Source organism: Polaromonas sp. CT11-55 (genome assembly GCF_047303325.1).
Taxonomy (GTDB): domain Bacteria; phylum Pseudomonadota; class Gammaproteobacteria; order Burkholderiales; family Burkholderiaceae_C; genus Polaromonas.
On the sequence record NZ_JBKBEX010000010.1, the window covers coordinates 108955 to 134914 of the forward strand.

At 65.3% G+C, this 25960-nt stretch carries 29 protein-coding genes and 1 pseudogene; 12 read left to right on the forward strand and 18 right to left on the reverse strand.

The features are described 5' to 3' along the window. Window positions 1–19: 19 nt before the first annotated feature. From lipB to ACEN8I_RS11850, 3 genes are read left to right on the forward strand one after another with little or no spacing between them, the layout of a single operon-like run. Complete coding sequence (gene lipB, locus ACEN8I_RS11840) at window positions 20–706, forward strand: lipoyl(octanoyl) transferase LipB (RefSeq protein ID WP_413328640.1); 687 nt, start codon at window positions 20–22, stop codon at window positions 704–706. Window positions 707–742: 36 nt separating this feature from the next. Then, window positions 743–1780 (forward strand): lipoyl synthase, encoded by a 1038-nt coding sequence (lipA, locus tag ACEN8I_RS11845; RefSeq protein ID WP_413328641.1) that lies wholly within the window; start codon window positions 743–745, stop codon window positions 1778–1780. A gap of 10 nt (window positions 1781–1790) precedes the next feature. Continuing rightward, complete coding sequence (locus ACEN8I_RS11850; protein WP_413328642.1) at window positions 1791–2486, forward strand: helix-turn-helix domain-containing protein; 696 nt, start codon at window positions 1791–1793, stop codon at window positions 2484–2486. Here ACEN8I_RS11850 and ACEN8I_RS11855 read toward each other — a convergent pair. After that, entirely contained in the window at window positions 2480–2671 is a 192-nt protein-coding gene (locus ACEN8I_RS11855; protein WP_413328644.1) for a hypothetical protein, read from the reverse strand. The two genes, ACEN8I_RS11850 and ACEN8I_RS11855, sit on opposite strands and share 7 nt — an antisense overlap. 245 nt (window positions 2672–2916) lie before the next feature. On the opposite strand from ACEN8I_RS11855, the gene ACEN8I_RS11860 reads away from it, so the two are divergent. Beyond that, window positions 2917–3756: a DMT family transporter gene (locus tag ACEN8I_RS11860; RefSeq protein WP_413328645.1), complete on the forward strand. Its 840-nt coding sequence runs from the start codon at window positions 2917–2919 to the stop codon at window positions 3754–3756. Between the two features lie 65 nt (window positions 3757–3821). On the opposite strand, the gene ACEN8I_RS11865 is transcribed toward ACEN8I_RS11860, so the two are convergent. The 3 genes from ACEN8I_RS11865 to ACEN8I_RS11875 all read right to left on the reverse strand — a co-directional run bounded on the left by ACEN8I_RS11865 (window position 3822) and on the right by ACEN8I_RS11875 (window position 8926). Further along, window positions 3822–5876, reverse strand: coding sequence for a hypothetical protein (locus ACEN8I_RS11865; protein ID WP_413328646.1), 2055 nt, complete (start codon window positions 5874–5876; stop codon window positions 3822–3824). A gap of 35 nt (window positions 5877–5911) precedes the next feature. Further along, a complete protein-coding gene (locus ACEN8I_RS11870) occupies window positions 5912–7312 on the reverse strand; it encodes a hypothetical protein (RefSeq protein ID WP_413328647.1) in 1401 nt (466 codons plus the stop codon). A 159-nt stretch (window positions 7313–7471) separates the two neighbouring features. Then, window positions 7472–8926: an MFS transporter gene (locus tag ACEN8I_RS11875; RefSeq protein ID WP_413328648.1), complete on the reverse strand. Its 1455-nt coding sequence runs from the start codon at window positions 8924–8926 to the stop codon at window positions 7472–7474. A 156-nt stretch (window positions 8927–9082) separates the two neighbouring features. On the opposite strand from ACEN8I_RS11875, the gene ACEN8I_RS11880 reads away from it, so the two are divergent. Then, window positions 9083–9982, forward strand: coding sequence for a LysR family transcriptional regulator (locus ACEN8I_RS11880; protein WP_413328649.1), 900 nt, complete (start codon window positions 9083–9085; stop codon window positions 9980–9982). A gap of 20 nt (window positions 9983–10002) precedes the next feature. On the opposite strand, the gene ACEN8I_RS11885 is transcribed toward ACEN8I_RS11880, so the two are convergent. From ACEN8I_RS11885 to ACEN8I_RS11905, 5 genes are read right to left on the reverse strand one after another with little or no spacing between them, the layout of a single operon-like run. Further along, a complete protein-coding gene (locus ACEN8I_RS11885; protein WP_413328650.1) occupies window positions 10003–11292 on the reverse strand; it encodes a sensor histidine kinase in 1290 nt (429 codons plus the stop codon). Beyond that, a complete protein-coding gene (locus tag ACEN8I_RS11890; RefSeq protein ID WP_413328651.1) occupies window positions 11289–11972 on the reverse strand; it encodes a response regulator transcription factor in 684 nt (227 codons plus the stop codon). Before ACEN8I_RS11890 ends, ACEN8I_RS11885 begins: the two co-directional genes overlap by 4 nt. A 33-nt stretch (window positions 11973–12005) precedes the next feature. Beyond that, a complete protein-coding gene (locus ACEN8I_RS11895) occupies window positions 12006–12368 on the reverse strand; it encodes a hypothetical protein (protein ID WP_413328652.1) in 363 nt (120 codons plus the stop codon). Continuing rightward, window positions 12368–12826, reverse strand: a complete 459-nt coding sequence (locus tag ACEN8I_RS11900) for a DUF4260 domain-containing protein (protein WP_413328653.1) — start codon at window positions 12824–12826, stop codon at window positions 12368–12370. The genes ACEN8I_RS11895 and ACEN8I_RS11900 overlap by 1 nt, the downstream gene beginning before the upstream one ends. Further along, entirely contained in the window at window positions 12819–13286 is a 468-nt protein-coding gene (locus ACEN8I_RS11905; RefSeq protein ID WP_413328654.1) for a Spy/CpxP family protein refolding chaperone, read from the reverse strand. The genes ACEN8I_RS11900 and ACEN8I_RS11905 overlap by 8 nt, the downstream gene beginning before the upstream one ends. 164 nt (window positions 13287–13450) lie before the next feature. Between ACEN8I_RS11905 and ACEN8I_RS11910 the strand changes: the two genes are divergently transcribed. Then, window positions 13451–14506: an amidohydrolase family protein gene (locus tag ACEN8I_RS11910; RefSeq protein WP_413328655.1), complete on the forward strand. Its 1056-nt coding sequence runs from the start codon at window positions 13451–13453 to the stop codon at window positions 14504–14506. Between the two features lie 4 nt (window positions 14507–14510). Here ACEN8I_RS11910 and ptsP read toward each other — a convergent pair whose 3' ends face one another. From ptsP to ACEN8I_RS11935, 5 genes are read right to left on the reverse strand one after another with little or no spacing between them, the layout of a single operon-like run. After that, window positions 14511–16280: a phosphoenolpyruvate--protein phosphotransferase gene (gene ptsP / locus ACEN8I_RS11915; protein WP_413328656.1), complete on the reverse strand. Its 1770-nt coding sequence runs from the start codon at window positions 16278–16280 to the stop codon at window positions 14511–14513. Between the two features lies 1 nt (window position 16281). Next, window positions 16282–16551 (reverse strand): HPr family phosphocarrier protein, encoded by a 270-nt coding sequence (locus ACEN8I_RS11920; protein ID WP_007869021.1) that lies wholly within the window; start codon window positions 16549–16551, stop codon window positions 16282–16284. Beyond that, the gene (locus ACEN8I_RS11925; RefSeq protein WP_007869023.1) at window positions 16520–16963 is read right to left on the reverse strand and encodes a PTS sugar transporter subunit IIA; all 444 of its coding nucleotides are present in this window, start codon (window positions 16961–16963) and stop codon (window positions 16520–16522) included. Before ACEN8I_RS11925 ends, ACEN8I_RS11920 begins: the two co-directional genes overlap by 32 nt. Continuing rightward, window positions 16960–18255 carry an MFS transporter gene (locus ACEN8I_RS11930; protein WP_413328658.1) on the reverse strand — a complete coding sequence of 432 codons (1296 nt, stop codon included), beginning with the start codon at window positions 18253–18255 and terminating at the stop codon, window positions 16960–16962. Before ACEN8I_RS11930 ends, ACEN8I_RS11925 begins: the two co-directional genes overlap by 4 nt. Then, window positions 18252–18785: a hypothetical protein gene (locus ACEN8I_RS11935; protein WP_413328659.1), complete on the reverse strand. Its 534-nt coding sequence runs from the start codon at window positions 18783–18785 to the stop codon at window positions 18252–18254. The genes ACEN8I_RS11930 and ACEN8I_RS11935 overlap by 4 nt, the downstream gene beginning before the upstream one ends. 161 nt (window positions 18786–18946) lie before the next feature. On the opposite strand from ACEN8I_RS11935, the gene cynS reads away from it, so the two are divergent. Beyond that, complete coding sequence (gene cynS / locus ACEN8I_RS11940; RefSeq protein WP_413328660.1) at window positions 18947–19390, forward strand: cyanase; 444 nt, start codon at window positions 18947–18949, stop codon at window positions 19388–19390. Between the two features lie 5 nt (window positions 19391–19395). Here cynS and ACEN8I_RS11945 read toward each other — a convergent pair whose 3' ends face one another. Then, entirely contained in the window at window positions 19396–20355 is a 960-nt protein-coding gene (locus ACEN8I_RS11945; protein ID WP_413328662.1) for an alpha/beta hydrolase family protein, read from the reverse strand. A 24-nt stretch (window positions 20356–20379) separates the two neighbouring features. Between ACEN8I_RS11945 and ACEN8I_RS11950 the strand changes: the two are divergent. Beyond that, window positions 20380–20484, forward strand: a pseudogene (locus tag ACEN8I_RS11950) (cyanate hydratase); the annotation flags it as partial. A 15-nt stretch (window positions 20485–20499) separates the two neighbouring features. On the opposite strand, the gene ACEN8I_RS11955 reads toward ACEN8I_RS11950, so the two are convergent. From ACEN8I_RS11955 to ACEN8I_RS11965, 3 genes are all read right to left on the reverse strand, one after another. Next, window positions 20500–21252: a hypothetical protein gene (locus ACEN8I_RS11955; protein WP_413328663.1), complete on the reverse strand. Its 753-nt coding sequence runs from the start codon at window positions 21250–21252 to the stop codon at window positions 20500–20502. 77 nt (window positions 21253–21329) lie between these two features. Next, window positions 21330–21713 carry a DUF1801 domain-containing protein gene (locus ACEN8I_RS11960; protein ID WP_413328665.1) on the reverse strand — a complete coding sequence of 128 codons (384 nt, stop codon included), beginning with the start codon at window positions 21711–21713 and terminating at the stop codon, window positions 21330–21332. A 52-nt stretch (window positions 21714–21765) separates the two neighbouring features. Beyond that, complete coding sequence (locus tag ACEN8I_RS11965; RefSeq protein WP_413328667.1) at window positions 21766–22284, reverse strand: hypothetical protein; 519 nt, start codon at window positions 22282–22284, stop codon at window positions 21766–21768. 119 nt (window positions 22285–22403) lie between these two features. Here ACEN8I_RS11965 and ACEN8I_RS11970 point away from each other — a divergent pair, with 119 nt between their 5' ends. Genes ACEN8I_RS11970 through ACEN8I_RS11985 form a run of 4 tightly spaced genes read left to right on the forward strand, consistent with a single transcriptional unit; the run spans window position 22404 to window position 25952 of the window. Next, entirely contained in the window at window positions 22404–23636 is a 1233-nt protein-coding gene (locus tag ACEN8I_RS11970; RefSeq protein ID WP_413328668.1) for a CaiB/BaiF CoA transferase family protein, read from the forward strand. Between the two features lie 24 nt (window positions 23637–23660). Continuing rightward, complete coding sequence (locus ACEN8I_RS11975; protein WP_413328670.1) at window positions 23661–24719, forward strand: amidohydrolase family protein; 1059 nt, start codon at window positions 23661–23663, stop codon at window positions 24717–24719. A gap of 19 nt (window positions 24720–24738) precedes the next feature. Then, the gene (locus tag ACEN8I_RS11980; RefSeq protein ID WP_413328672.1) at window positions 24739–25473 is read left to right on the forward strand and encodes an alpha/beta fold hydrolase; all 735 of its coding nucleotides are present in this window, start codon (window positions 24739–24741) and stop codon (window positions 25471–25473) included. Further along, window positions 25470–25952 carry a hypothetical protein gene (locus ACEN8I_RS11985; RefSeq protein WP_413328674.1) on the forward strand — a complete coding sequence of 161 codons (483 nt, stop codon included), beginning with the start codon at window positions 25470–25472 and terminating at the stop codon, window positions 25950–25952. Before ACEN8I_RS11980 ends, ACEN8I_RS11985 begins: the two co-directional genes overlap by 4 nt. Window positions 25953–25960: the final 8 nt, after the last annotated feature.

Below are 25960 nucleotides of genomic sequence, written 5' to 3' on the forward strand. Positions count from 1 at the left end.
CACCGCTGAAGCTGCAGACATGCAGGCTGAAACACGCCACCTGGGCCGGGTCGACTACCTACCCACCTACGAAGCCATGCAAGCCTTCACGGCCGCCCGCCACCCGGGCGCCGATGAGGGCGAGCCCGACCAGCTGTGGATTTGCGAGCACCCGCCGGTCTATACCCAGGGCCTGGCGGGCAAACCCGACCATCTGCTCAACCCCGGCGCTATCCCGGTAGTGCAGACCAACCGCGGCGGCCAGGTGACTTACCACGGCCCCGGCCAGGTGGTGGCCTATCCGCTCATTGACTTGAAGCGCGCCGGCTACTACGTCAAGGAATATGTCTACCGCATCGAGGAATCGGTCATCAAGACCCTGGCGCACTTCGGCGTCACCGGCCACCGCGTGGCCGGCTCGCCCGGCATTTACGTGCGCCTGGACAACCCGGCCTCGCATGCCGCGCTGACCGGCCCGCTGCACCCGGCCGACCCGTTTCGCGGCCTGGGCAAGATCGCGGCGCTGGGCATCAAGGTCAGCCGGCATTGCACCTACCACGGCGTGGCGCTCAATGTGGCCATGGACCTGGAACCCTTCTCGCGCATCAACCCTTGCGGCTATCCGGGACTGCAAACCACAGACCTTTCTACAATCGGGGTATCGGCAAGCTGGCAGGAAGCCGCGGATGTGCTGGGCCGCAAGCTCGCCACCTACCTGGCGCCCTGAGGCGCAATGCCACCTGCCGCCAACACGAAACACACCATGAGCACACCCGATCCCCTCCAAGCTGTAGCCAACCCCGTGGTCCGCGAAGTCCAGGCCCTGGAAGGCTACAACCCGCTGGCCAAACAAAAGGCCGCGGCCAAGCTCTCGCGCATCCCCGTCAAGGTGGTGCAGGGCGAAATGCTCAAGAAGCCCGACTGGATTCGCGTCAAGGCCGGCAGCCCGACCACGCGCTTTTACGAGATCAAGCAGATCCTGCGCGAAAACAAGCTCAACACCGTCTGCGAAGAAGCCAGCTGCCCCAACATCGGCGAATGCTTCGGCAAGGGCACGGCGACCTTCATGATCATGGGCGACAAATGCACGCGCCGCTGCCCGTTTTGCGACGTGGGCCACGGCCGGCCGGACCCGTTGGACGTCAACGAACCGCTGAACCTGGCGAAAACCATCGCGGCCCTGAAACTCAAATACGTGGTGATCACCAGCGTGGACCGCGACGACCTGCGCGATGGCGGCAGCGGCCATTTTGTCGAATGCATCCAGAAAATCCGCGAGCTCTCGCCCGCCACCACGATTGAGATCCTGGTGCCCGACTTCCGCGGCCGCGACGACCGCGCGCTCGAGATCCTGAAAGCCGCGCCGCCCGACGTGATGAACCACAACCTCGAAACCGCGCCGCGCCTCTACAAAGAAGCGCGCCCCGGCAGCGACTACGCCTTTAGCCTCAACCTGCTCAAGAAGTTCAAGGCCCTGCACCCCGATGTGCCGACCAAGAGCGGCATCATGGTGGGCCTGGGCGAGACCGACGAGGAAATCCTGCAGGTGATGCGGGACATGCGCGCCCACAACATCGACATGCTGACGATCGGCCAGTACCTCGCGCCTTCGACCAGCCACCTGCCGGTGCGCCGCTACGTGCACCCCGACACCTTCAAGATGTTCGAGGAAGAAGCCTACAAGATGGGCTTTACCCACGCCGCCGTGGGCGCCATGGTGCGCAGCAGCTACCACGCCGACCAGCAGGCCCACGCCGCCGGCGTGGCCGACAAGGCCGACGCGGCCGCGGCCGCAATTTGATTCACGGAACATGAACGCGCCGCAAGGCTCCCTGTCGCTGCGCCGCTACGGCGCTTCCCACGGCAGCCATGCGCACCCGCATTTCCAGGTCCTGCTGGGGCTGGACGGCGTGCTCGAACTCGAAGTCCAGGGACGCGGGCGCCGCGTCGCGGCCGGCCAGGGCTGCGTGATCGCGCCCGGCGAGCACCATGACTTCGAATCGCGCGAAGGCAGCCGCTGCATCGTGCTGGACACTCCACACGCCGGCTGGGCGCGCTGCGCCGCCGACCCGGCCAATGCCGCGCAGGCCCTGGCACTGGGCAACTACCTGGCCCACGCGCTGCAGCAGCGCGGCAGCCTCGCCCAGCATTACGGCCCGGCCCTGCTGCTGGAATCCTGGCAGCCGCTGGCGCAGCATGCGCCGCGCACCACGCGCTACCGCCGCCCCATAGACTGGGAACAGCTGGCCACCTGGACGCGGCAGCGCCTGCACGAACCGCTCAGCGTGGCGCAACTCGCCGCCCAGGTGTTTTTAAGCCCCACACAATTCGCCGCGCGCTGCCGGCGCGAAACCGGCCTCAGCGTGATGCACTGGCTGCGCCGGCAACGCCTGGAACTGGCCTTGCAACTGCGCGGCCGCGGCATGAGCGTGGCCGACACCGCGCTGCACTGCGGCTACCACTCGCCCTCGGCGCTGACGGCCGCGCTTAAGCGCCAATCTCAATAGCGGTAGGGATTGTTGGGCCGGCGATCGTAGCGGTCGCTGACACCGTCGCCGTCACGGTCATGGCGCGGGCCGTAACCGCCGCCGCGGTAATGCGGCCCATTGTCATAAGGCACCGGATAGGCCACGCAGCCCGACAAGGCCAGAAAGCCCACGAGCGAGAGCAGGAGGATGGAAAGCTTTTTCATGAGGGGTCTCCTTGAGGTTGCAGGCCTCGGTTTGTTGTCAGAACATCTGCACCCTCATTGAACGCGCCACCCGCGCCCGGGAGGTGTCTGCCACACGCCCGCCAGGTGAAACTGGTTACCGGATGTAGGCATTCGTGTAGGACGGCAGGCGCACATGGTTCCGGCACGGACCTTGAACGTCGTTGCGCGCCGGAACAGCGTCGTTACGCGACGATGCCCCGCGCGGCGGCTTTTATGCTCGCGGCATGCCAGCCAATCTTTATGCACTCGGTGCCATCGCCCTCTGGGCCCTGCTTGCCTCGCTCGGCGTGTCGCTCAAGCACGTGCCGCCCTTTTTGCTGACCGGCGCCGCGTTGCTGGTCGGCAGCACACTGGCCCTGCCCTTTGTGCTCAGGGACAGGCGGCAATGGCGCATCCCGCCCGCCACGCTGGCGCTTGGCGTCTACGGTCTTTTCGGTTTTCACTTCCTGCTCTTTATCGCGCTGCGCCATGCGCCCGCCGTCGAGGCCAACCTGGTCAACTACCTGTGGCCGCTGTTCATGGTGGTGCTGGCGCCGCTGTTTCTTCGCGGCGTGCGACTGCGCGGCGTGCATGTGGCCGCGGCCCTGCTGGGGTTTGCCGGCGCGGCGATTGCCATCCTGGGTGCGGCCGGCGGGTCTTCCGCGGGCGGCTGGTCCTGGGGCTATCTGCCGGCGCTGGGCTCGGCCTTGATCTGGGCCAGCTACTCGCTGCTGACCCAGCGCGTGCCGGCTTTTCCCACGGCGGCCATAGGCCTGTTCGGCCTGGTGTCGGGCCTGCTCTCGCTGCTGTGCCACTGGGCGCTGGAGCCGGCGGCGACGCTGTCGGCACAAGACTGGCTGCTGCTGGCCGTGATGGGCCTGGGCCCGCTGGGCGCGGCTTTTTTCCTCTGGGACAAAGCCCTCAAGCTCGGCGACGCGCGGCAGATAGGTATCCTGAGCTACCTCACGCCGCTGGGCTCCACCGTGCTGCTGATGCTGGTCAGCGGCCGCGCGCTAAGCTGGAGCATAGGCCTGGCGGCTGCGATGATCATAGGCGCGGCGGTGCTGGGCACACGCGCGAATTAGATCAAGAGATCAAGGCTTGACGAGTCTGGTGATGCCGCAGGGCCATCGAATGCCTGTGCGGTACATCACCGCTCCAGGCAGGTATAGCCACCTTGCGGCGTATCGACATATTCGCCGTCGTTCCCGAAAGATATGCCGCCGTAACAGGCTGCCCACCTGTATTGCCCACCATTTTTTTGACCGATTGTCTCCTGCTTACCCGGATCAAGATTATTTGAATGGGTAAAAAACGCTCCCTTCGGGCCGCTGCCGCATGTCTTCCTTGAATACTTGAGATCGCCACAATAAATAATGAAAATCTTCGCGCCGCAGTTGTTGGTCAACACACCATTGTTGTCAGACACACAGCCTGCGGCGTCTCGGCCGGGATTCCTATTGCTGGAACCTGGTCGGCCACTTGTCGTGCCATCACCCGCAGAACCAGAACCAGAACCGGAGCTGGAGCCAGACCCAGAACCGGAGCCAGACCCGCCAGCGGCACTCGCCGAAGCATTGGGGTTACCGCCTGCAGCGGCCGGTGCGACGCAACGATTGCCGCTAAGCACGTTAGGCGCCGGGCAAACAACGGCCGCAGCGACACATTGGCCTTTGCTTTTTACCTGACCCGGCAGGCATTTCGGCTCTATGCATGCAATGGTCCCGTTATGCCGCTGGGCGGGCTGGTTGCAATAAAGATCCTGATCCGTAAACGCCGGGTTGGCGCCGCTCAATGTAGATCCCTGGCCCACGCGCTGCGCAGCAGCAGGATTCTCGCCATTGCGGTTCCGAAGATCGTCCAGCCCCGGCGTGTGCTGCTCGTCCTTGATGCAAATGGCAGTGGGCGGGATGGCGACGTAAGTGCCATTGGCGTGCCGTGCAGGCGAAGAGCCCGGCGGGCAGCTCGGCTGCGATGGTGACATGGTGACCACCGGCGTTTGATACCCGGCAAATGCCTTTGCGGCCTGCTTGCCGGCATCGTTCGACGCCTGCCCGGACGGCAAGGCCTGCGGCATCAAGCGGTTCGCGACCGACGGCGTGCCCTCACTGGAGGTATCGCGCGGAGGTGTCCCGGTCGGCCGATAGGCATTGTCGCCATACCCCACCTGGGGCCGGCCGGAGGTCGGCGGCGGCGTGTAGAGCTGGGGCCGTGCCGCCAGCCCGCCACTGGGCTGAATGCCGACACGATTCGGGTCCGCTATGGCACCCGTCGCGCCTGGGGGCACGCCAGGCCGGGCAAGCGCATTCTGCTGTTGCTGTTGCTGTTGCTGTTGCTGTTGCTGTTGCTGTTGCTGTTGCTGTTGCTGTTGCTGTTGCTGTTGCTGGGATTGTGATCTCCCCAGGTTCTGCTGCTCCAGCTGTTGACGCTGCATGGCCAAATGCCGTTCTTTTTCAGCATCACGCTCCTGTGCGGCACGGAGTTTTTCTGCCAGGCGTTCTTTCTCCGCTTCACGTGCTTGTGTCAGGCGCTGCTGTTGACGTTCCTTCTCCGCTTCGCGCTCTTGCGCCACGCGCTGTTGCTGCTGCAGGCGTTGTTTTTCCGCTTCTTGCTGCTGTTCAGCACGCTGGCGCTGCGCCTCTGCCTGCTTTTCAGCACGCTCGCGCGCCTGCTCGGCCTGGCGTGTTCTCTCCGCTTCGCGCTGCTGCTCGGCCCGCTGTTGCTGGCTCTGCTTTTCCGCTTCACGCTGCTGCTCGACACGCTGGCGCTGCATATCCGCCTGGCTTTCTTTTCGTGCGTCACGTTGCCGTTCAGCCTGACGTTCCCTCTCGGCCTCACGCTGCTTTTCGGCACGCTCCCGTTGGGCCTCGGCCTGGCGCTCCTTCTCGGCCTCACGCTGCCTTTCGACGCGCTCACGCTGCAGTTCGGCCTGGCGCTCTCTCTCGGCTTCGCGCTGCTTCTCGGCGCGCTCGCGTTGTAGCTCGGCTTGGCGCTCCCTTTCGGCCTCGCGCTGTTTCTCGGCGCGCTCGCGTTGCAGCTCGGCTTGACGCTCCCTCTCGGCTTCGCGCTGCTGTTCCGCTCGCTGCTGCATTTGTTGTTGCCGCGCATTGTTGGCGTTTCCATACTGGGCGAAGACCAGTGTGGAAAACAGGCAACCGGCCACAACCGAAACAAAGCGGGAGACGGGCATTTTTTGATGCTGCATGGTGTTGGATAGGGTTTAGCCGTGAGTTCCCGGACCTATTTTTTGCAGTACGTCGTATCCAGGGCTTTCACGACATAGGCGCTGTCGGTTGCGGGCAAATCACCCTTGGCCCTTATCAGCCTCAGCTGATTGCAGTAGGCATTCATGCGCCCGTCTATCGCGCCGAAGACCATCTTCAAAGGATTGGTTGTCGTCAGGTTGTGATACGCGATCCGAAGCTTCGCCGAATCTTCGTCAACTTTTTCAAGCTCGCCGATCAGGCCCGTCTGCCTTTGCAGCCATGCAAATGCAATCGGCGATGGCAGCTTCGCCGCATCAAAAACATCAAATTCGGCAGTCATTGCATCGACGCTGCCGATTGCGACGGCTTTATCGAGCACATCGAGCGCAAGCCGCTGCCTGGAATCAGGGTCCGTCACGTCAGGCAACGCCTCGTTGGCAAGGATTTTTTTGGCGGCAGCTACGCAGCTTCTGACCTCTTTTTTGTCGCATGCGGCAAGCAAGGCGGCAAACTCTGTACGGCCGGTGTTTTTGTCGGCCGCTGGAGCCGATTGCGTCGGCAGCGCCTGGCTGTCGTTACGGCTGTCGTTACGGCTTGCGGGACCGGCCGGCATGGGGGCCGGCGTCGCGATCGGCGCAGTGACCCTTTGCCCTTCGTTCATCGTGCAGTCCTCCAGCCCCCCGGCGGGCAATGCGCATTTGCCGGTTCCATGCATGGCAAGGCCTCGCATCGGCCCGGAATACTCGACCACCCACGCAATGGATTTGCCGTCCGCAGCCAGCACTGGCCGCTTGATCGCGGCGGAGACAAAGTCAAATGGTTCGCGTAGCGGGCCTTCGATGACGATCCCCTGGCGGAAAAGGGTCAGCACGCCCAGCTTGTCGTTAATTTGAAGGCGATCAAAGGTTTCCCGGTGGCTCAGTTCGGGAACGGCTCCGTTTTTGCCCTTGACCAAGCCTTGCTTGGTACAGGCTCCCGCCAGCAGTATCCAGCCGTCATATTTGCCGTTGCATCCATTGGGACCACTTGACAGGGACCTCAGGTCGCCGGATGCCAGCGCCTTGACGCCGTTGACGAAGTATTCCGCATTGACCTCGCCATCGCGCGCGGTACGAAAGTTAAAACCACTTCTTTCGTCCTCGAACCAGTCTCCTTCGGACGTGACGCCGTTTGCCCAGCGATAGGTACCGAAACCCTGGCGTCTGCCATTGACCCATTCACCCTCGTAACTATCCCCATTGGGGAATTTCTGCAGCCCCTTGCCGTTCGGCTGGCCGTTCCTGGACTCACCTTCGTAACCCGTTACGCCCCCCTTGCTGGGAATCGGGCTCTCGCTCCGCCCCGGCGCTCTTTCATTGAGTTGTGTCGCTGCGGACACACTGGCAAATGCAAGGACGAGGCCACCGATAAAAATCCACTTTGCCTGCTTGATCATTTTTCTATTTCATTTCTTCGACAGAAGCCGGCACTGCACCATGCACGGGAGCGTCACAGCTCTTTTCTGAGCCGGATACCGACCTGCGGCGGTTTGTATCTATTTGTTATTGTTACCCACAACGATAGTAAGGGCAAGCACCGGGTGAAGGTGGTAGCGTCAGGCCGCAACCTTTGCTGCCCGGCCTGGCGCGCGGCTACCCAGCGCCACAGTCAGTGCGGCAACGGCCAGCGCAGTAGCCACCACGAAAGCGATACGCATGCCGCCCGCCACCGCTTCAGGGCTGGCCGCCGTGATATCGCTGGCCGCCGAGGCAAAAGCGAACACCGCGCCCATGACGGAAGCCCCGGTGATCAAGCCCAGGTTGCGCGACAAGTTAAGCAGGCCGGAGACCACACCGCGCCGGTCCGGCGGAACATCCACCATAACCACCGTGTTGTTGGCCGCCTGGAACAGCTGGTAGCCCGGCGTCAGCACGGCGATGGCGGCGATATAACCCGCCAGGCCGAACAGGCCCGGCAGCACGGACAGCGCCGCCGAGCCCGCCACCATGGCGACCAGCCCCGCGGCGACCATGGCCGGCGCGCCCAGGCGGTCGACCAGCCGGCCCGCCACCACGCCGCTCAGCGCGGAAATCACCGGCCCCACCGACAGCACCAGCCCCACCATGGCCGTACCCAGCCCCAGCGCGCGGGACAAATAGAAAGGCCCGACCACCAGCGTCGCCATCATCACCGTGGCGACCAGCACATTCATCACCAGGCTGGCGCTCAGCACACGGTCGCGGAACATCGCCAGCCGCAGCAGCGGCGACGCGACCCGCGACTGGGCCAACACAAAGAGGCCGGCGCCCAGGGCCGCCGCCAGCAGCAGCGCGATATTGAGCGGGCCGAAGCTGCCGCGCCCCAGGGTCACGGCCAACGCATAGGCCGCGAGCGCCAGGGCCAGCAGCAGCGTGCCCAGCACATCAAAACCGGCCTTGCCGGTTTTTTCGGCACCGGCCGCGCGATCCGGCGGCAGGTGGCGCCAGGCCAGAAACAGCGCCAGCAGGCCCAGCGGCAGATTGACGAAAAACAGCGTCCGCCAGCCCAGGCCGGCGATCAGCACGCCGCCCAGCGAGGGCCCCAGGGCAGTGCCCACCGCCGACATGGTTCCCAGCAGACCCATGGCGCTGCCGGTCCTGGCCTTGGGTACCGTCTCGCCGACAAAAGCCATGGTCAGCGCCATCATCACGGCGGCGCCCAGGCCCTGCAGCGCGCGGGCCGCGACCAGCAGCCCCAGCGTGGGCGCGGCGGCGCACAACACCGAAGCCGCCGTGAACAGGCTGATGCCGGCCAGCAGCAAGCGCCGCCGCCCGAAGATGTCGCCCAGCCGCCCGGCACCCACGATCAGGGTGGTGATGGCCAGCAGGTAGGCCAGGACTATCCATTGCACCTCCTGAAAAGAGGCATTGAAGGCCTGCGCCAGCGTGGGCAGGCCCACATTGGCGATGCTGGTGCCCAGCGCGGACAGCAGCATGGACAGCGACAGGCTGGCCAGCGCCCAGCGAGCCGCGGGCGGCATGGGCGGCGATGCCGCGCCGGCACCGGGTTGTGTAGGGATTGGCTTGGACATGGGCTCCGCTTTCTTTCTTACTTACTTAGTTAGACAAGGCCCGAAACCGGGCTGTCCCAAGCGTAGGTTTTTGCCAGGCATAGCGGAAGACGCAGCATTTGCACTTTATTCGTGCGCTTGACGCCATGTCAGGCGCAAATGCGCTATGGTGCGGGCATGTCCATGCCTGATTTCAACCTGCTGGTGGTGCTTGACGTGCTGCTCGCCGAAAGCAGCGTGGCCGGTGCGGCCAGGCGTTTGCGGCTCAGCCCCTCGGCCATGAGCCGGGCGCTGGCCCGCCTGCGCGAGACCACGGGCGACCCGCTGCTGGTCAGGGCCGGGCGCGGCTTGGTGCCCACACCCCGGGCCATTGAACTGCGCGAGCAGGTCGGCCAACTGGTGCAGCACGCCGAAGCCGTGCTGCGCCCTGCCGAAAAGCTCGACCTCCAGCAACTGGTGCGCACCTTCACACTGCGTACCCGCGAAGGTTTTGTGGAGAACTTCGGCCCCGCGCTGATCGCCCGTGTAGGCCGGGAAGCGCCCGGCGTGCGCCTGTGTTTTGTGCAAAAACTCGACAAGGACAGCGCGCCGCTGCGCGACGGTGACGTCGACCTGGAAACCGGCGTGATCGGCAAGGCCACCGCGCCCGAACTGCGCGTGCAGGCCTTGTTCCGCGACCGCTTCATAGGCGTGGTGCGCCAGGGCCACCCGCTGGCCGAAGGCGAGATCACACCCGCGCGTTATGCGGCCGCCCGGCACATCGCCGTCTCACGGCGCGGCCTGGGCGCCGAGCCGGTGGACGAGGCCCTCGCGCCGCTGGGCCTGCAAAGAGAGGTCGCGGCCATCGTCGGCAGCTTTTCGGCGGCGCTGGCCCTGGCCGGCGATTCCGACCTGGTCGCCAGCGTGCCCGAACGCCATACCGGCAAGCTGCGCGCCGGCATGCTGAGTTTTGCCCTGCCCGTCGCCACGCCCGAGTTCACCGTGTCATTGCTCTGGCATCCGCGGCTGGATGCCGACCCGGCGCACCGCTGGCTGCGCGCTTGCGTGCGCGAGGTGTGTGCCGGCCAGCCGGCCTGAAGCCGGCGCGAAGCTTCAGCTCAGCGCCACAGCACCTGCACCGCCAGCCCCGGTGCCGCGTTGCGCACCTCCAGCGTCGTGCCGTGCGCCTGCGCCACCAGCCGGCACAGATACATTCCCAAGCCCACACCGCCGGTGGCGCGCTGGCGCGCGCCGTCTGTGCGGAAAAAAGGCTCGGTCAGGTGCGCCAGCTGCGCCGGGTCCACGCCGGGGCCGAAGTCGCGCACCTCCAGCATCACGCCGCCGCCGTCCCCGGCCTGCAGCGACAGGCGCGGCGGCTGCGCCGCGCCGGCGCTGTAGCGCAGCGCGTTGTCCAGCAGGTTGCGCAGCAGCAGGCGCACGCGCATGCGGTCCAGCGCCAGCGCCGGCAGGTCCGGCGCCAGGTCCAGCTCCACGGCGGCCGCCTGCGGCATGTCGGCCGCCACCTCGTGCGCCAGCGCGGCCAGGTCCACGGTCTCGCGCTGCAGGGCCGCATGCGGGCTGGCCAGGCGTTCGCTTTCCAGCAGGTCGCTGATCAGGTCGCGCATCTCGCCGAGGTCGCGCAGCAGCGCCTCGCGCTCGCGCGGCGCGCTGCCTTCACCCTGCACCGGCAGCAACTCGGCATTGAGGCGCGCGCGCGTCAGCGGCGAGCGCAGCTCGTGGCTGAGCGCCAGCAGCAGCCCGCGCTTGGCGTCCAGCATGGCCTTGATGTCGTGCGCCATGGTGTTGACACGCGCGGCCAGGTCGCCGAGCTCGTCGCGCCGGCGCAGCGGGATGGGTGTGTCGAACACACCGCGGCCGAAACGCTCGGCCCCGGCGCGTATGTCATCTAGCGGGCGCAGCAGGCGCCGCACATAGGCATAGGCGCCCACCAGCAGGCACAGCAGCAGCGACAGCGTGATCCAGCCGAACATGCCGTGCGAGGGAATGGTGCCGGGGCCGAATACCACCTTGTGGCCGTCGGCCGTGGTGCGGCTAAGCCACTCGCTGGCGCGGCCGCCGAAGAACTGCCGGTCCGGGTGCGACTGCCAGTTGACCTGCGGCCCCTCTATGCGTATCGAGATCGGCAGCCGCGCCGCCAGCGCCTGCGCGCGGCCCAGGTCGGGTGGAGAGCCGAGATCGGCCACCAGCCTGTCCATGTAGTCGCTGACCAGGGGCCTGGCCGCGTCGCGCCAGCCGCTGGAAAACGCGCGCTGCATGCCGCTCATGAAGACCGCGCCCATGGCCAGCGCCAGCAGCAGGAAGACCGTGATCAGGCGCAGGCGCAGCGAATGCCCCCAGCGGCGGCGCCAGCGCTCAGGCCGCGAAGGGCGGCAGTGCTTGCGCCTCATGGCGCGCCCGGCTTGCCCACCGCCAGCGTGTAGCCGGCGTTGCGCAGCGTCTTGATGCAGTCCAGCGGCTCGAGTTTTTTGCGCAGCCGGCTCACCACGATGTCGACGGCGCGCGTGTACAGCTCGGCCTCGTGGCCGCGCAGGCGGTTCAGGATGTCGTCGCGGTTAAAGACCTTGCCCGGGTCGGCCGCCAGCAGCGCCAGCAGTTCGAACTCGGTGCCTGTCAACTCGACCTTTTCGCCCAGGCGCAGCACCTCGCGGGTTTCCAGGTTGATCGCCAGGCCCTCGAACACGCGGCGCGGCGCAGCCGGCGCCACGGCGCGCTGGCGCCGCAAAATCGTCTGCACGCGCGCCACCAGCTCGCGCGGCTCAAAGGGCTTGGGCAGGTAGTCGTCGGCGCCCAGCTCCAGGCCGACCACGCGGTCCATCACGTCGCCGCGCGCGGTCAGCATGATGACCGGGATGTCGCTTTCCTTGCGAATCTCGCGGCAAAGCGCGAAGCCGTCCATCTCGGGCAGCATGACGTCCAGGATGGCCGCGTCGTAAGTGCCGGCGCGCAGTTTGGCCAGGCCTTCGCCGGGGCGCAGGGCGCTGTCCAGCGCAAAGTCAAAACGAGCGAAGTAGGCGGCCAGCGGCGCGGCCAGGTGCTCGTCGTCGTCGATCAGGAGTATGCGGGGCATGCAACCATCATAGGGAGAAATCGCGGTCCGCCCTCAGGCGACGCGGCGCGCGAAATACAGCCCCGCCAGCAGCAAGGCGACCAGCGCGAAGTGAAACACCAGGTCGGGTGCCGACCGCGGCCCTATGCCCACGGCAATGGTGAACAGGCCCACCAGCGTGCCGAGCAGCGCGAAGCCCTGGCCCAGCAGCGCCAGCTTGCGTGTGCGAGCCGGCAGCGCGAAGCTCAGAACCCAGGCCGCCAGCAGCACGGCGGCAATCACCGCTTCGGCGATGCGGGCCTGGCCGTGGGCATGGCCTTGCAGCAGCAGGCCGGAATGCACCGCGGAGGCCGCGCCCAGCAGGCCGGCTTCCAGCATTAGAAAGCCGCGCAGCGTGCGCGCAGCCCGGGCGGCCATCACCATGGGTCCTGCGGCCCCAGCCGGCCCAGGTGGGTATGGCCAAAACCCGCGCCGTATTTGAGGCCGTAGCCGAGCAAGCGGTCAAAGCCGATATGCGCGCACCAGACCAGCGCCGTGGCCAGCAACAGGGGTGAGCCACCGAGCACGCCAACGACCAGCAGGCCCACGGCACCTAGATAGGAATGCGCCGCGTTGTAGGCCAACGCACCCCAGCGCGGCCCGGCCAGGTAAGCCGCGAAGGACAGGTCGGGCAGCAGGAACAGTGCCGCGAACCAGCCCCAGCCCGCGCCGAACTGGGCATAAGCCGCCACCGAGGCGGCCAGCACCATCAAGCCTTCGGCGCGCAACAGCAGGCGCACGCCGCCATTGGCGCTGCCGGGCACCGCCGCCGCCGCCGCCTCGCGGCGCACGGGCCGCGCCACGCGGCCGGGCAGAAAGACCAGCGCCTCAGCCACGGTAACCCCAGCGGCGGCCGCGCTCCATGAAGTCGCGCACTTTCTGCTGCTGCTCGGGACGCAGGTTGTCAAAGAAGTCAGCCGCGGCGGCGATCACCTCGGGGCTGCCGGACTGCAGGGCCGCGGTTTTTTCGTCAATCAGCTTTTTGGCGCCGGCCTGGTCCAGCTTGTTGCCGGCAAACAGGCCGCGAAAGGCCTCGCGCGGCTCGGTGGCACCGCGCAGGGCGGTGCGCTGGGCCTGCAGCTTGTCGGCCAGCACGGCGAGTTTCTGTTTCTGCGCGGCGTCCAGGTCCAGGCGCTCGCCGATTTTTTCGACCATGCGGGCGCGCGCTTCGGGCGAGCCCGGGTCACCGTGCCAGCCGTGCCAGCCGTGGCCGCCGTGCGAGCAGGCGCCCAGGCTGCCGATGATGAGTGCCCCGCCAAACAGGCCGAGCAGGGTTTTTTTGATGCGGTGTTTCATGAAGAGCCTTGCGGGAGGTGTTGAGGTTCTTCATGGTGCCCGCGCCGGGCGCGGCGGTGTTTTCGCGCCGGTTGCGGCATGTTTCGCTTTGTTTCGGCGGGGGTCTTCCCCTAAGATAGGCAGCGAGAACAAGGGCCGGGGGGCCCCGAGGAGGGCTCAAACACATGGATCGTCGACGTTTTCTGCAGCGCGCCGCGGCAGCACCGGCCGCCGCGCTGGCCGCCTTGAGCCTGCCGGTTTTTTCACAGCCTTTTCCCGCAAGCGCCGCCGACCCGGCCGCGCGCGCCGCCTCCATCGAAGCCTGGCGGCAACGGCTGCAGGGCATGCTCGACAAGGGCCGCCTGCCCCTCATCGACATGGAAGCCACCTATGTGGCCGGCACCACCAACATCCCCCAGATCATGGCCTGGATGGACGAGACCGACATTGCGCAGATCGCTTTTGCGCCGGCCTTTTCGCCGGACTCCGAGCCCTCGCTGGAGCTGCACCGCCAGTACCCCGGCTATTTCATCCCCACGACCAGCAGCGGCGAGTTCCCGCGCTGGTGGAACAATCCCGACGCCTTTGTGAGCAAGGTGGCCGGCGACCTGAAAACCGGCCGCTACCACACCATGGGGGAGTACGAGTTTCGCCACTACCCCTCTCCCGAGCAGGTGGAAGCCCGCAACTTCGCCCGCGACATCACCGTGCCACTGGACGGGCCCGCGGGCCAGGCCCTGTTCCAGCTCAGCGAGGACACTGGGACGGCCTTCCAGATCCACTACGAGATCGAAGACACCCTGCTCCCGGTGCTGGAAGGCATGCTGGCGCGCTACCCCAAGGCGCAGGTCATCTGGTGCCACCTGGGCATGGTCCGTTACCCGGAGCGCGCCAAAAACTACAACCCCGCTTATGTGGCCTCGCTGATCACACGCTTTCCCGGCCTGCATTTCGACCTGGCGGTACCGCGCCCCGAAAACATTTACCGCCCCTCGGGCGCGCGCGACTCCACCCTGTTCCAGGGCGGGCGCCTGGGCAGCGAATGGCAAGCCTTGCTGGAGAAATTTCCCGAGCGCTTTGTGGCGGCCAGCGACTACCGGCCGCCGGTCGAATCCATGTACCGGACCGCCATGGGCCGGCAGCGCAACCTGATCCTGGCGCCGCTCAGCGAAGCCGCGCGCCACAAGATCGCCTATGGCAATGCCTGGCGGCTGGTGACCGGAAAGAACTGGGGCGCCTGAACGCTCAGGCGGACTGCAGCAGCGCGGCCGGGTCCTCGCTGGCCAGTACCTGTTCGGCCCAGGGCTGCAGCTTGGAGGCGTCGGCGCGCAGGATCTGCTGCTTGACCGCCAGGATTTGCGAGGGATGCATGGAAAAGCTGCGCAGGCCCAGGCCCAGCAGCAAGCGTGTCATGCCCACGTCGCCGGCCATCTCACCGCAGACGCTCACGCCCTTGCCCTGGGCATCGCACTCGGCAATGGTGTCGGCGATCAGCCGCAGCACCGCCGGGTGGCAAGGATCGTAGAGGTGCGAAACCGCCTCGTCGGCGCGGTCGATTGCCAGCGTGTACTGGATCAGGTCGTTGGTGCCTATCGACAAAAAGTCGAAGTACTTCAGGAAGAGCTTGAGCGTGAGCGCGGCCGCCGGGATTTCAATCATCGCGCCCAGGCGCACCGGGCCGTAGGGCGTGCCGTTGTTGTCCAGCGTCGCGCGCGCATGGTCGATCAGCGACATGGTCTGGCGGATTTCCGTGGCGTGCGCCAGCATGGGCACCAGCAGGTTGACCTGGCCGTGCGCGGCCGCGCGCAGGATGGCGCGCAGCTGCGTGAGGAACATGGGCGGGTCCGCCAGGCTCCAGCGTATGGCGCGCAGGCCCAGCGCCGGGTTCAAATGGGTGTCCTGGGCCTTGGCATGGCGGTCCAGCGGCTTGTCCGAGCCTATGTCCACTGTGCGTATGGTCACCGGCAGGCCGTGCATGCCTTCAATCGCCTTGCGGTAGGCCTGGTACTGCTCTTCCTCGTCGGGCAGCTTGCCGCTGCGCCCCATGAACAGAAATTCGCTGCGAAACAGCCCGACGCCGACCGCGCCGGCCGTCACCGCGCCCAGGGTGTCCTCGGGCATTTCAATGTTGGCCAGCAGCTCCACGCGCTGCCCGTCAATGGTCAGCGAAGGCGTGTTTTTCAGCCGGTTCAGGCGCTGGCGCTCAAGCTCGCCCTGGCGCTGCTTGAAGCCGTACTCGGCCAGGATGATGGGCGAGGGGTCGACGATCAGCACGCCGGCGTCGCCGTCGATGATGACCCAGTCGTCCTGCTTGATCAGCTGGCTGGCGCTGCGCGCGCCCACCACCGCCGGGATGTCCATGCTGCGCGCCACGATGGCCGTGTGCGAGGTCTTGCCGCCCACGTCGGTGGCAAAACCCGCGAACAGGCTTTGCTTGAACTGCAGCATGTCGGCCGGCGACAGGTCGTGCGCCACCAGCACCAGCGGCACGTCGGTGGTGTCGTCCAGCAGCAGGTCCTGCTGCGAGAGCTTGCGGCCCGCGCCCGCCTGGGCGGCCGGCTGCACCGGCGAGGCCACGCCCTTCATGTGGCGCAGGATGCGCTCGACCACCTGCTCGAGGTCGGCCTTGCGCTCGCGCAGGTACTCGTCCTCCATGTCGTCGAACTGGCGCGCGATGATTTCGTACTGCGTGGTCAGCGCCCACTCGGCGTTGTAGTGGCGATCGACGATCCAGTGCTTGACGCCGCTGATCAACTGCTCGTCCTGCAGCAGCATCAGGTGCACGTCCAGCAGGGCGGCCAGCTCGTGCGGCGCGTCCTTGGGCAGGTCCTGCTGCAGGCGTGTGATTTCCTCCATCACCGCGTTGCGCGAAATCCGCACCCGCGTGATCTCATCGGCCGTCTTGTCGTCCTCGATGAAATAGTGCGCCACGTCGGCGCGGCTGGACGCCACGAGCACGGCACGGCCTATCGCGATGCCACGCGAAACGGCAAGACCGTGGACGGAGAAAGTCACTTCACTCTCCTTCGCCGAATTTATCGGCGATCAAGGCCAGTATGGCCTCCATCGCGGCCTGCTCGTCATTGCCGTTGGTCTCGACCTCGACGGTGCTGCCCAGGCCGGCAGCCAGCATCATGACGCCCATGATGCTTTTGGCATTGACGCGGCGCTCGCCCTTGCTCATCCAGACTTCGCAGCCGAAGCTGCCGGCGAGTTTGGTGAGCTTGGCGGAGGCGCGGGCGTGCAGGCCCAGCTTATTGCTGATGTTCGTGCTGGTCTTGATCATGGTTTCGGCGCACCTGGTTTTGCGGTGCGGTAATGGCGACTTGCATCACGCCCTGCGTGGCCCCGACGAGGGCGCGCGCCACCAGGGCGTCGAGCGACTCGTGCCGGTAGGACACGGTGCGCAGCAGCATGGGCAGGTTGATGCCGGTAATGAGTTTGGAATGAACGCCGTCGACGAGTTTTTGCGCCACATTGCAGGGCGTGGCCCCGAAAACGTCGGCCAGCACCAGCGCATGCGAGGTGCCCAGCTGGGCCAGCATGATGCGGGCCTGGGCCAGGGTTTCCTCGGGCGGCATGTTCGGCTGCACGTCCAGCGCGGCGACGCCGGGCGCGTTGTCGGGGAAGACATGCAGCACGCACTGGCGCAAGGCGGAGGCCAGCGGGGCGTGGGCGATGATGAAGATGCCGTTCATGGGTTTTCGGGTTCCACTGAATTATCGGCGCGCACACTGAGGAAATACCCATATGAGGCGATACAACAACACAATAACACCCCCATGGCCGCCTGGAAGCTCGCCAGCGTGCCCAGGCCCAGGGCGGCGAACACGTCGATCAGCAGGCCTATGCCCCACTGCACGACAAACACGCCGGCAAAAATCATGAGGTTGTAGGCCGACAGCGCCCGCCCCGCCAGCGAAGGCTTGAAGGCCATGCCCACCGCCGGCTGCGCCAGGCCCATCACGCTGCAGCCCATGCAGAACAGCGCCCAGCCCAGCCAGCCGGTGGACGCGCCGGCCGCGATGTTGAAGGCCAGCACCGCGATGCTCACCGGCACACCCCAGGTGATCAGCCGGGTCGCCGACCAGCCCTGGCGCGACAGCCAGGGATTGACCATGCCCCAGCTCCAGAAGGTCAGCAGCATGGTGGCATTGATATAGAAGAGGCCGGTCGCGGCCTCAAGCGGCGTGTAGCCCGCGACCTTCACCATCCAGGGCCCGGCCCACAAGGTCTGCACCGCAACCAGCCCGCCGTAGTTGAAGAAGGCCATGGGCGTCATCTTGCGGAAATAGCGGCTGCGCCAGATGGGCGCGTAACCCGACTCGCCGACTGGCGCTGGCGCTGTGGGATGGTTCAGCCTCCAGGCCGGTGCCACCCAGGCGATGGCGGCCATGGACAGCACAATCATGGCCGCGAGGATCCAGAACAGCGGCCGCCAGCCCGTCACCGGCATCAGCCACTGCACCGGCAAGGTGGAGGCCAGCATGCCCAGCGAGCCCGTCATCAGCATCCAGGAATTGGCGCGCAGCACCGTGCCCGGCTCGAACCAGCGGCGGTAGCCGGTGAGCGGCGCCATCAGGCAGGCGCTCACGCCCATGCCCACCAGCACGCGCGCCGCCAGCAGCCATGCAAAACTCGTGGCCAGCGAAAACGCCAGGCAACCCAGCACGGCAATGCTTAAAAAACCCAGGATCACACGCTTGGGCCCATGACGGTCCAGCCAGGTGCCCAGCGGCAGCTGCGTGGCCGCAAAACCCAGGAAATAACCGCCGGCCAGCAGCCCCAGGTCACGCGCATGCAGCGAAAAATCCTGCGTCAGCACGGGCGACAAGGTGGCCGTGATGGCCCGCACCAGCGCCGAACAAAAGTAGGCCGCGGCAAAGGCCAGGAACACGATGGCGCCGGTCCAGGCATCCAGCCGGCCGGGTTCGGACGGCGCGGCCGATACATTGCGAGCGGCGGACAAGGAGGTTTCGGCAGTCGTCATTCGAATTTCAGGCTGGAGAAAAAGGTCTCGGCCACCTCGGGCGCGATACGGTCCGCATACAGCACCACCTGGAAGATTTGCGCGCCCTGGGCGAAATAAGCGGCCTGCCCCTCGACCACCGCACCGTCGGGGCGACTGCCCTGGGCCTTGACCAGCACGGCGGCGCTGCCGGAAACCTTGAGCGGCGACACCTGAGGGGACCCGGCCTTCATGTTTGCCAGCGTCAGGCTTTGCCATTGCGCCAACACCGGCTCGGCCTGGGACGCATCGCCCAGCTGCGCCACCGCCACGGCAAAGGTCGCGCCGCCGGCGTCACAGCCCAGCATGGACAGCGGCGTCGCCGGCCCGCCCAGGGGCACGGTTTTTTGCGCCTTGTCGGGTTTGCAAGGCAGCAGCAGCGCCAGGCGCGTACCCTCGGGCCGCACTTCGCGCCAGTTCAGGGTGGGGCTGCAGGCCGCGAGCGCGGCCAAAAGCAAGGCCGCCGCCGGTCGCAACAGCAGGCGCCCGGAGTTGCTGCAAATCGTAAGCATGCCTTGGACTTTACAGGGATTCATGCACCAGCTTCAGCCGGGCACGACGCTTTACAGGATTTTTGCACCGCCTTGGCGCATTCAATCCATGCGATGTACGCGAGGGAGGCACAAGCCAGGGCATGAGGCTTGCTATGGCATCCCAACACAGGAGCCAAACCATGAACCGCAACGACATCACCGAAAAAATCATTACCGTCAAAGTCAGCAAAGGCATCACCTGGGAGTCCGTCGCCAAAAAAGTCGGTCTTAGCAAAGAGTGGGTCACCGCAGGTTGCCTGGGCCAGATGACCTTCGACGCCAAGCAGGCGAAAGTGATTGGCAAGATATTCGGCCTGACGGTCGAAGAACAAAAATGGCTGCAGGTTGTGCCCTACAAGGGCTCGCTGCCCACGCCCGTACCGACCGACCCGCTGATCTACCGCTGGTATGAAATCGTGAGTGTCTACGGCACGACGATCAAGGAACTGATCCACGAGGAGTTCGGCGACGGCATCATGAGCGCGATTGACTTCAGCATGGACATCGTGCGTGAGCCTGATCCCAAGGGGGATAGGGTCAATGTGGTGTTGTCGGGGAAGTTTTTGCCGTACAAGACGTATTGATCTTATTAACGCTGCCGGTGTGCGGAGAGAAAGCGCACCAGGCTCTTGCTCAAGCCGGGCGCAATCGGCAAAGCCGGGTCGCCATAAGAGGCGATCTGCCGCGCCGGGTCCAGGGGAACCTGCTTGAGCACATGGTTCATGCCCTGGATGATGCGCAGTTCGGCATCCGGCTTCGCCGTGCCCAGCGCCATGGCTTGCGCGATGGAAACCTGGATATCGGTGTCGCCTTGCAGGATCAGGCACGGCACGCGGAGCTGTTTAATCTCCAGCGCAGGAATGCGTTTGAACCAGGAGATCAGATAGGGCTGGACGCTGGGCCGGTACAAAGCGGCCAAGGCCGCAGGCACATCGCCGACCGCCTCGCCCCTCTCCAGCGAGGACAGGATGGCCTCGTTGCGCTCGGCCAGGTCCGCAGGCAATTGGGGTGCCAGCTGCTGCCGCAGGATGGCGGCTGCGCCCTGGGCCGCGCCGGCAATGGAAACAAATGCGCTGACGTCCCGCCCTTGCGCGGCGAGCATGCCGATCAGGGAGCCCTCGCTGTGGCCTACCACGGCAACGCCTGAAAAGCGCGCATCGCTGGCCAGCAGGTCTATCCATGCGGCCGCGTCTTCCACAAAATTGTCCAGCCGCAGATCGGCCTCCCGGCCCATCGCCGCAGCACTCGCACCCACACCGCGCTTGTCATAGCGGACCGAGGCAAAGCCCGCATCTGCCAGGGACTGGGCCAGCATCTTGAGGCTGTCGTTTTTTCCTTGAACACCCGCGCTGTTGCCGTCACGGTCTGTGGGGCCCGAGCCTGAGATGATCAGCACAAGCGGGATCTTTTTTTCGCTGCCCGCCGGCAGCATCAGCGAACCCGCGATCCGGCCATGGGCGGTGTCCAGGGAAATGGGCTGGTCGGCCGCCGCTGCTACTGCAATCTGCACGGCCAATGCGGCAAAGGCGCAGGTGATGAGTTTTTTCATGGCTTGATGCTGAGGTCTGGGCTGGGTGCGATTGACTTCAGCACGGACATCGTGCGCCATCCCGATCCCAAGGGCGATAGGGTCAATGTGATCTTGTCGGGGAAGTTTTTGCCGCACAAGGCTTATTGATGCTGCTGAGCAGCCCTAAAAGAACTCATTTGCACTTCTTGATCGATGGCGCGCCCAGAGATACGCGCCTAGCTCATAGACCCAAAGGACTGGAATCACAAGAACCATCAAGCTCAGCAAAACAGGCCCGGCTATAAATCCCAGGCAGACAATCGCCAGGACAAAAAGGCCCGCCTGAAGGGCCATTGGGCCGGCGAGCGAAGCGGGACGCGCCAGCCGCAAACGTTGGAGGAAGATGGCTGTTGTCCGATACAAGACGTACATACCGCCAGCAACAACAGCGACGTCAAAAGCCCAATGCGTGAACAGCGCCCACAGCGACCACCAGGCGCGCCGAACCCAATCCTCACGAAGCTGGTCCAGGCTTGAACCGACTGCAAGTCGGCCGACACGTACACGCGGTGCCGTGAACTCGTCCGCGGCAAATGCCCGGGAGAGTTCTTGCGCGCTCACCGGAGGGTCTGCGTAGTAGCGATGGACAAGCGTGGCTTCGTAAGTACCAGAGCCCAGTTCATTCGAGAGCCGATGCAACAAGATTTCCGCTACGTCGGAGGGCACATCCTCGACCACGATGCGCCGCGCACAAGCTCCGGGCGCGGGAACATCCCTCGCCCGAAACTTCGTCGTGCAGGTTCCGTTGGAGCACTGCACAAAGAACCGGTCTTCGAAACCCATACAGGAAAGTGCATGGGCGGGCGCCGACAGACCCCAAAGACCCGCCGCAAAGAGCACGGCGGCAGTTGCTCGAATGATCGAAAGCTGGTTCATGTTCTCCCGCAGTGTATGCCGCAAGACCCGCGACCAACTTGATGGCTGCGGTCTGGGCTGAACATGCAACCCTCTTACTAGAGTTTCGTGGGGTCGCCAAGCGCCCGGTTGAGCCGCACCGCCTCTTTGGCGAGCCGGCGCGACAAGGCGGCATTGACCTTATCTCCCTCATGAAACTCTCTGGTCGCCATTTCATACTTGCCGCCGGGTTTGAGCAGTGGGTCCATCTCGCGAAGGCGTTGCCCTCGCCAGAAGCCGAACAGCACGCGATTTTCTTCAGCGCGAATCAGCAGCACAGGGCCATCCGATAGATAAACCAGGTGGCCCCATTTGATGGCTTCGTCCAGCGTGGCACTGCCCACCACTGCCGCTCGCAACTGCTCAACCGCCACACGTTGCCAGCCGGACAAGGCGGCGACGTATGCATCAGGGCTAGCGGCTGGGATGGTCTTCTTCATCATGAAAAGTGTTGCCCGCTTGTGGTGAACCTCTCGACTATCGTGTTAGATCGAGTCAGGCAGTTCGCTTTCTGAGATACCGGTCAATTGAGCTGAGGATTTTGAAACGATTGCGCTTAAGAATGGCGAACGTGGGAATTCGCCCAATTGTTCTTGATAGGCGCCAGTCATTCATGAGCATTTTGCGCAGCACGGCTTTGTCGCCGGCAACATGAGCTCGAATAACCACAAGTTGCTCAGTATTCCAGGACCAAAGAATACCTTCCGCAACTTTAATTTTGATGTACGCGGCCTCTGGCCATGTGAGTGATGTTGCAACTTTCCCGCACTTCCCACATGCGCCGCGACCTGCTATTGGGCCGCAAATTTCACCTTTAAGAACTGTATAGCCGCCGACCTCAGGGTCATATTGGTGGGTGGGAACAGGGTCAGGATTGAACAGGTAGGGCGCTTCACACTGACCGCATATTGCCTCAATGACTGATGGACGTTCATATGTCCAGTAACGGCTCTCGACGGGATTCCAGAAACGCCGAATCGAACGATGAAGTGGATGGAGTGGCATTTCACGCATGACGAGGTCTAACTTTTTGATGCATCTCGCAAAACCGCCGCATAACACGGCCTTGGTTTTTTGAGATTTTTCGTGACGCGACAGCCTACATCAACCCGGTGTAAAGGCAAAATGCCCCCATGAACTCCCTATCCGGTATCCGCATCCTCGACCTCTCCCGCGTACTCGCGGGCCCCTGGTGCACCCAGACTTTGGCCGACCTGGGGGCCGATGTGATCAAGATTGAACGGCCGGGCACGGGCGACGACACGCGGACCTGGGGACCGCCCTTCTTGAAGGATGCCGATGGCGCAGACACCGAGGCGGCTTATTACCTGGGCACCAACCGCAACAAGCGCTCTGTCACCTGCGACATTGCCCAGCCCGCGGGCCAGGCGCTGGTGCGGGAGTTGGCCGCGCATTGCGATGTGTTTGTCGAGAACTTCAAGGTGGGCGACATGGCGCGTTACGGCCTGGATTACGCCTCGCTCAAGGCCATCAACCCGCGGCTTGTGTATTGCTCGGTCACGGGTTTTGGGCAGAACGGGCCTTATGCCGAGCGTGCGGGTTATGACTACGCGATCCAGGGCATGGGCGGGCTGATGAGTGTGACGGGTGAGCGCGACGACCTGGGCGGCGGGCCGCAAAAGGTGGGCGTGGCGGTGGCCGATTTGATGACGGGCATGTATGCGACGGTGGCGATTCTTGCCGCGCTGCGCCATGCCGAAAAGACCGGCGAAGGCCAGCAGGTGGACATGGCGCTGCTGGACACGCAGGTGGCCATGCTGGCCAACCTGGGCGCCAACTATTTGGTCAGCGGCAAGGCGCCGGGCCGGGCCGGCAATGCGCACCAGAACATCGTGCCCTACCAGGTGTTTGAAGTGGCGCCGGCCGCTGACGGCAGCAAGGACCATTTGATCCTGGCGGTGGGCAATGACTCGCAGTATGCGAAGTTCTGCGCGGTGGCCAATATCCCTGAGCTCGCGACCAACCCGCTGTTTGCCACGAACCGCAACCGGGTGCAGAACCGTGCCAAGCTGGTGCCCATCCTGGAGGCCGTGATGAAGACGCGCGGCAAGGCCGACTGGCTGGCGGCGCTGGAGGCGGCCAAAGTGCCTTGCGGCGCGATCAACAACCTGGCCGAGGTGTTTGCCGACCCGCAGATCGCGGCGCGCGGCATGGTGACCGAGTGGCAGCATCCGGTGAAGCAGGACCTGAAGCTGGTCTCCAGCCCGATACGCCTGAGCGCGACGCCGGTGCGCACAGATTTGCCGCCGCCGCTGCTGGGCCAGCACACCGAGGAGGTGCTGCGCGAGCTGCTGAACTATTCCGACGCGAAGCTGTCGGAGTTAAAGGGCGGCAAGACGATTTAAACCCCACTCACAAGAGCACTTCACATGATGGTGATTCGACGCCGTGTCATCCAGGCCATGCTGGGCCTGCCCCTGGGCGCTGCCCTGCCCGGCCTGGGCCGTGCCCAGGGCATGGCCGACTTTGGTGTGCTGAAGGGCGGCTATGCCCAGCGCCTCAAGAAAATCCTGGCGGCGCGCGAACTCCCTTATGTGGACATCGAAAGCTCCTGCAACCCGGGCAAGCTGGACATCGATTTTGTGGCCGGGAATATGGACAGGCTCAACATCGGCCTGATGGCGCTGTCGGCCGACATAGGCCAGGGCGAGTTCAAGAAGGGCGTGCGCTTTCACACGTTGTCGGAAAAACTGGTCGCGGCCTACCCGGACCGCTTTGTCCCCGTGGGCAACGGCGGCCAGCCGCCGGCGCTGACGGAGGCGCCCACCGAGTTCATGGACGGGCAGGAGGCGGCCATCGCGAAGCGGCAGATCATGTGCCTGGGCGAATACGAGTTCCGCCACTACCCTTCGCCGCGGCAGGTCAAGCACGGCTCGGGGGATGACCGCGATGTCAGCGTGCCGATCGACGGCCCGGTGGGGCACCGCGTCTTCGCGCTCAGCGAAAAAACCGGTGTCGCCTTCCAGATCCACTATGAAATCGAGGACGGCCTGCTGGCGCCGCTGGAGGCCATGCTGGCCCAGTACCCCAAGGCCAAAGTGGTCTGGTGCCACCTGGCGCAGGTCCGCTACATCGAGCGGGCCACGCGCTACAACGCTGCCTATGTGGACGGCCTGATACGGCGATTTCCCAACCTGCAGTTCGACACGGCGTTTGGCGACTCGGCCTCGGTCTACCCGCTGAGCAACCAGCGGCATGCGCGGGTCTGGGGCAGCGACGGCGGGCTGGCGCGCGAGTGGCGCGATTTGATCGTCGCCCACCCGAAACGATTTTTGTCGGCGCTGGACCTGGGTGGTGACCGCATGGACCGCATGGTGTCCTACGACCAGAAGCACCGCTATTTTTTGCAGCAGCTGCCGGAGGAGGTCCGGCACCAGGTCGCCTACCGCAATGCCTGGTCGCTGCTGTTCGGCGAGGAATTTGCCTGAAACACAAAGAGGTGATGCGATGAAACACAATTTTGTTCTGGTGCATGGCGCATGGCACGGCGGCTGGTGCTGGCGGCGTGTGGCGCAGGTGCTGCAGCTGGACCACCACAAGGCCTTTGCGGTGACGCTGACGGGCCTGGGCGAGCGGGCGCACCTGCTGTCGCCCGCGATCAACCTGGATACCCACATCAACGACGTGATCAACCTGATTGAAGCCGAGGAGCTGCACGAGGTGACGCTGGCGGTGCATTCCTACGCCGGGATGATAGGCACGGCGGTGGCCGACCGCATGGGCGGGCGCCTCAAGCACCTGGTGTATGTGGATGCGGTGCTGCCGCAGCCGGGCGAAAGCTGGAGCAGCACGCACGATGCGGCCACGCAGCAAAAGCGCATGGTGGCGGCGCAGGCATCGCCCTGCTTCAGCTTTCCGCCGCCTGACCCCGAGGTGTACGGCCTGGCGGGCGCCGACCACGACTGGGTGCAGCGCCGGCAGACGCCGCACCCGGGCAACACCTACCAGGCGCCGCTGGATTTTGATGTGCAGCGCGTGGCGGCTGTGCCGCGCACTTTTGTGAGCTGCACCACGCCGGCGCTGGCGACCATCACGCCCAGCCGGCTGCGCGCGCGCGACTCGAATTTCTGGGGCGGCGCCTGGCTGCCGAATTCGCGTGTGCTGGAGCTGGCCACCGGCCACGACCCCATGGTCACCGAGCCCGCGGCGCTGGCGCGCATCCTGCTGGAGTGCGCTGAATGAAGGCGCTGGGCCGCCGCGGCTTCACGGCCGCGCTGGCGGGCAGCCTGGCCTGGCCGCTGCAGGCCCAAGCCAAGGACAGCGCCCTGCCGGTGCCGGCCTCGCTGCCCGAGGCGGCCGGGCTGGCCGCCGCGCGCGGCGAGCCGCTGGTGCTGCTGGTCAGCCTGCCCGGCTGCCCTTATTGCGAGCTGGTGCGGCGCAACTACCTGCTGCCGGCGCGCCAGGAAAGCGGCCTTCAGGCCTGGCAGCTCAATGTGACCGACAACCGCGCACCGCTGACGGGTTTTGACGGCAAGCCCACCACGGCGGCCGCGTGGACCAAGGCCGCCAAAGCGACTTTTACGCCCACGGTGCTGTTTTTGGGCCCGCAGGGGCAGGCGCTGGCCGAGCCGCTGGTGGGTGCCGCCATTCCGGATTTTTACGGCGCCTACCTGGACGAGCGCCTGGTGCTGGCGCGCCGGGCCGTGGTGACGCTGCGCTGAGCGGTTGA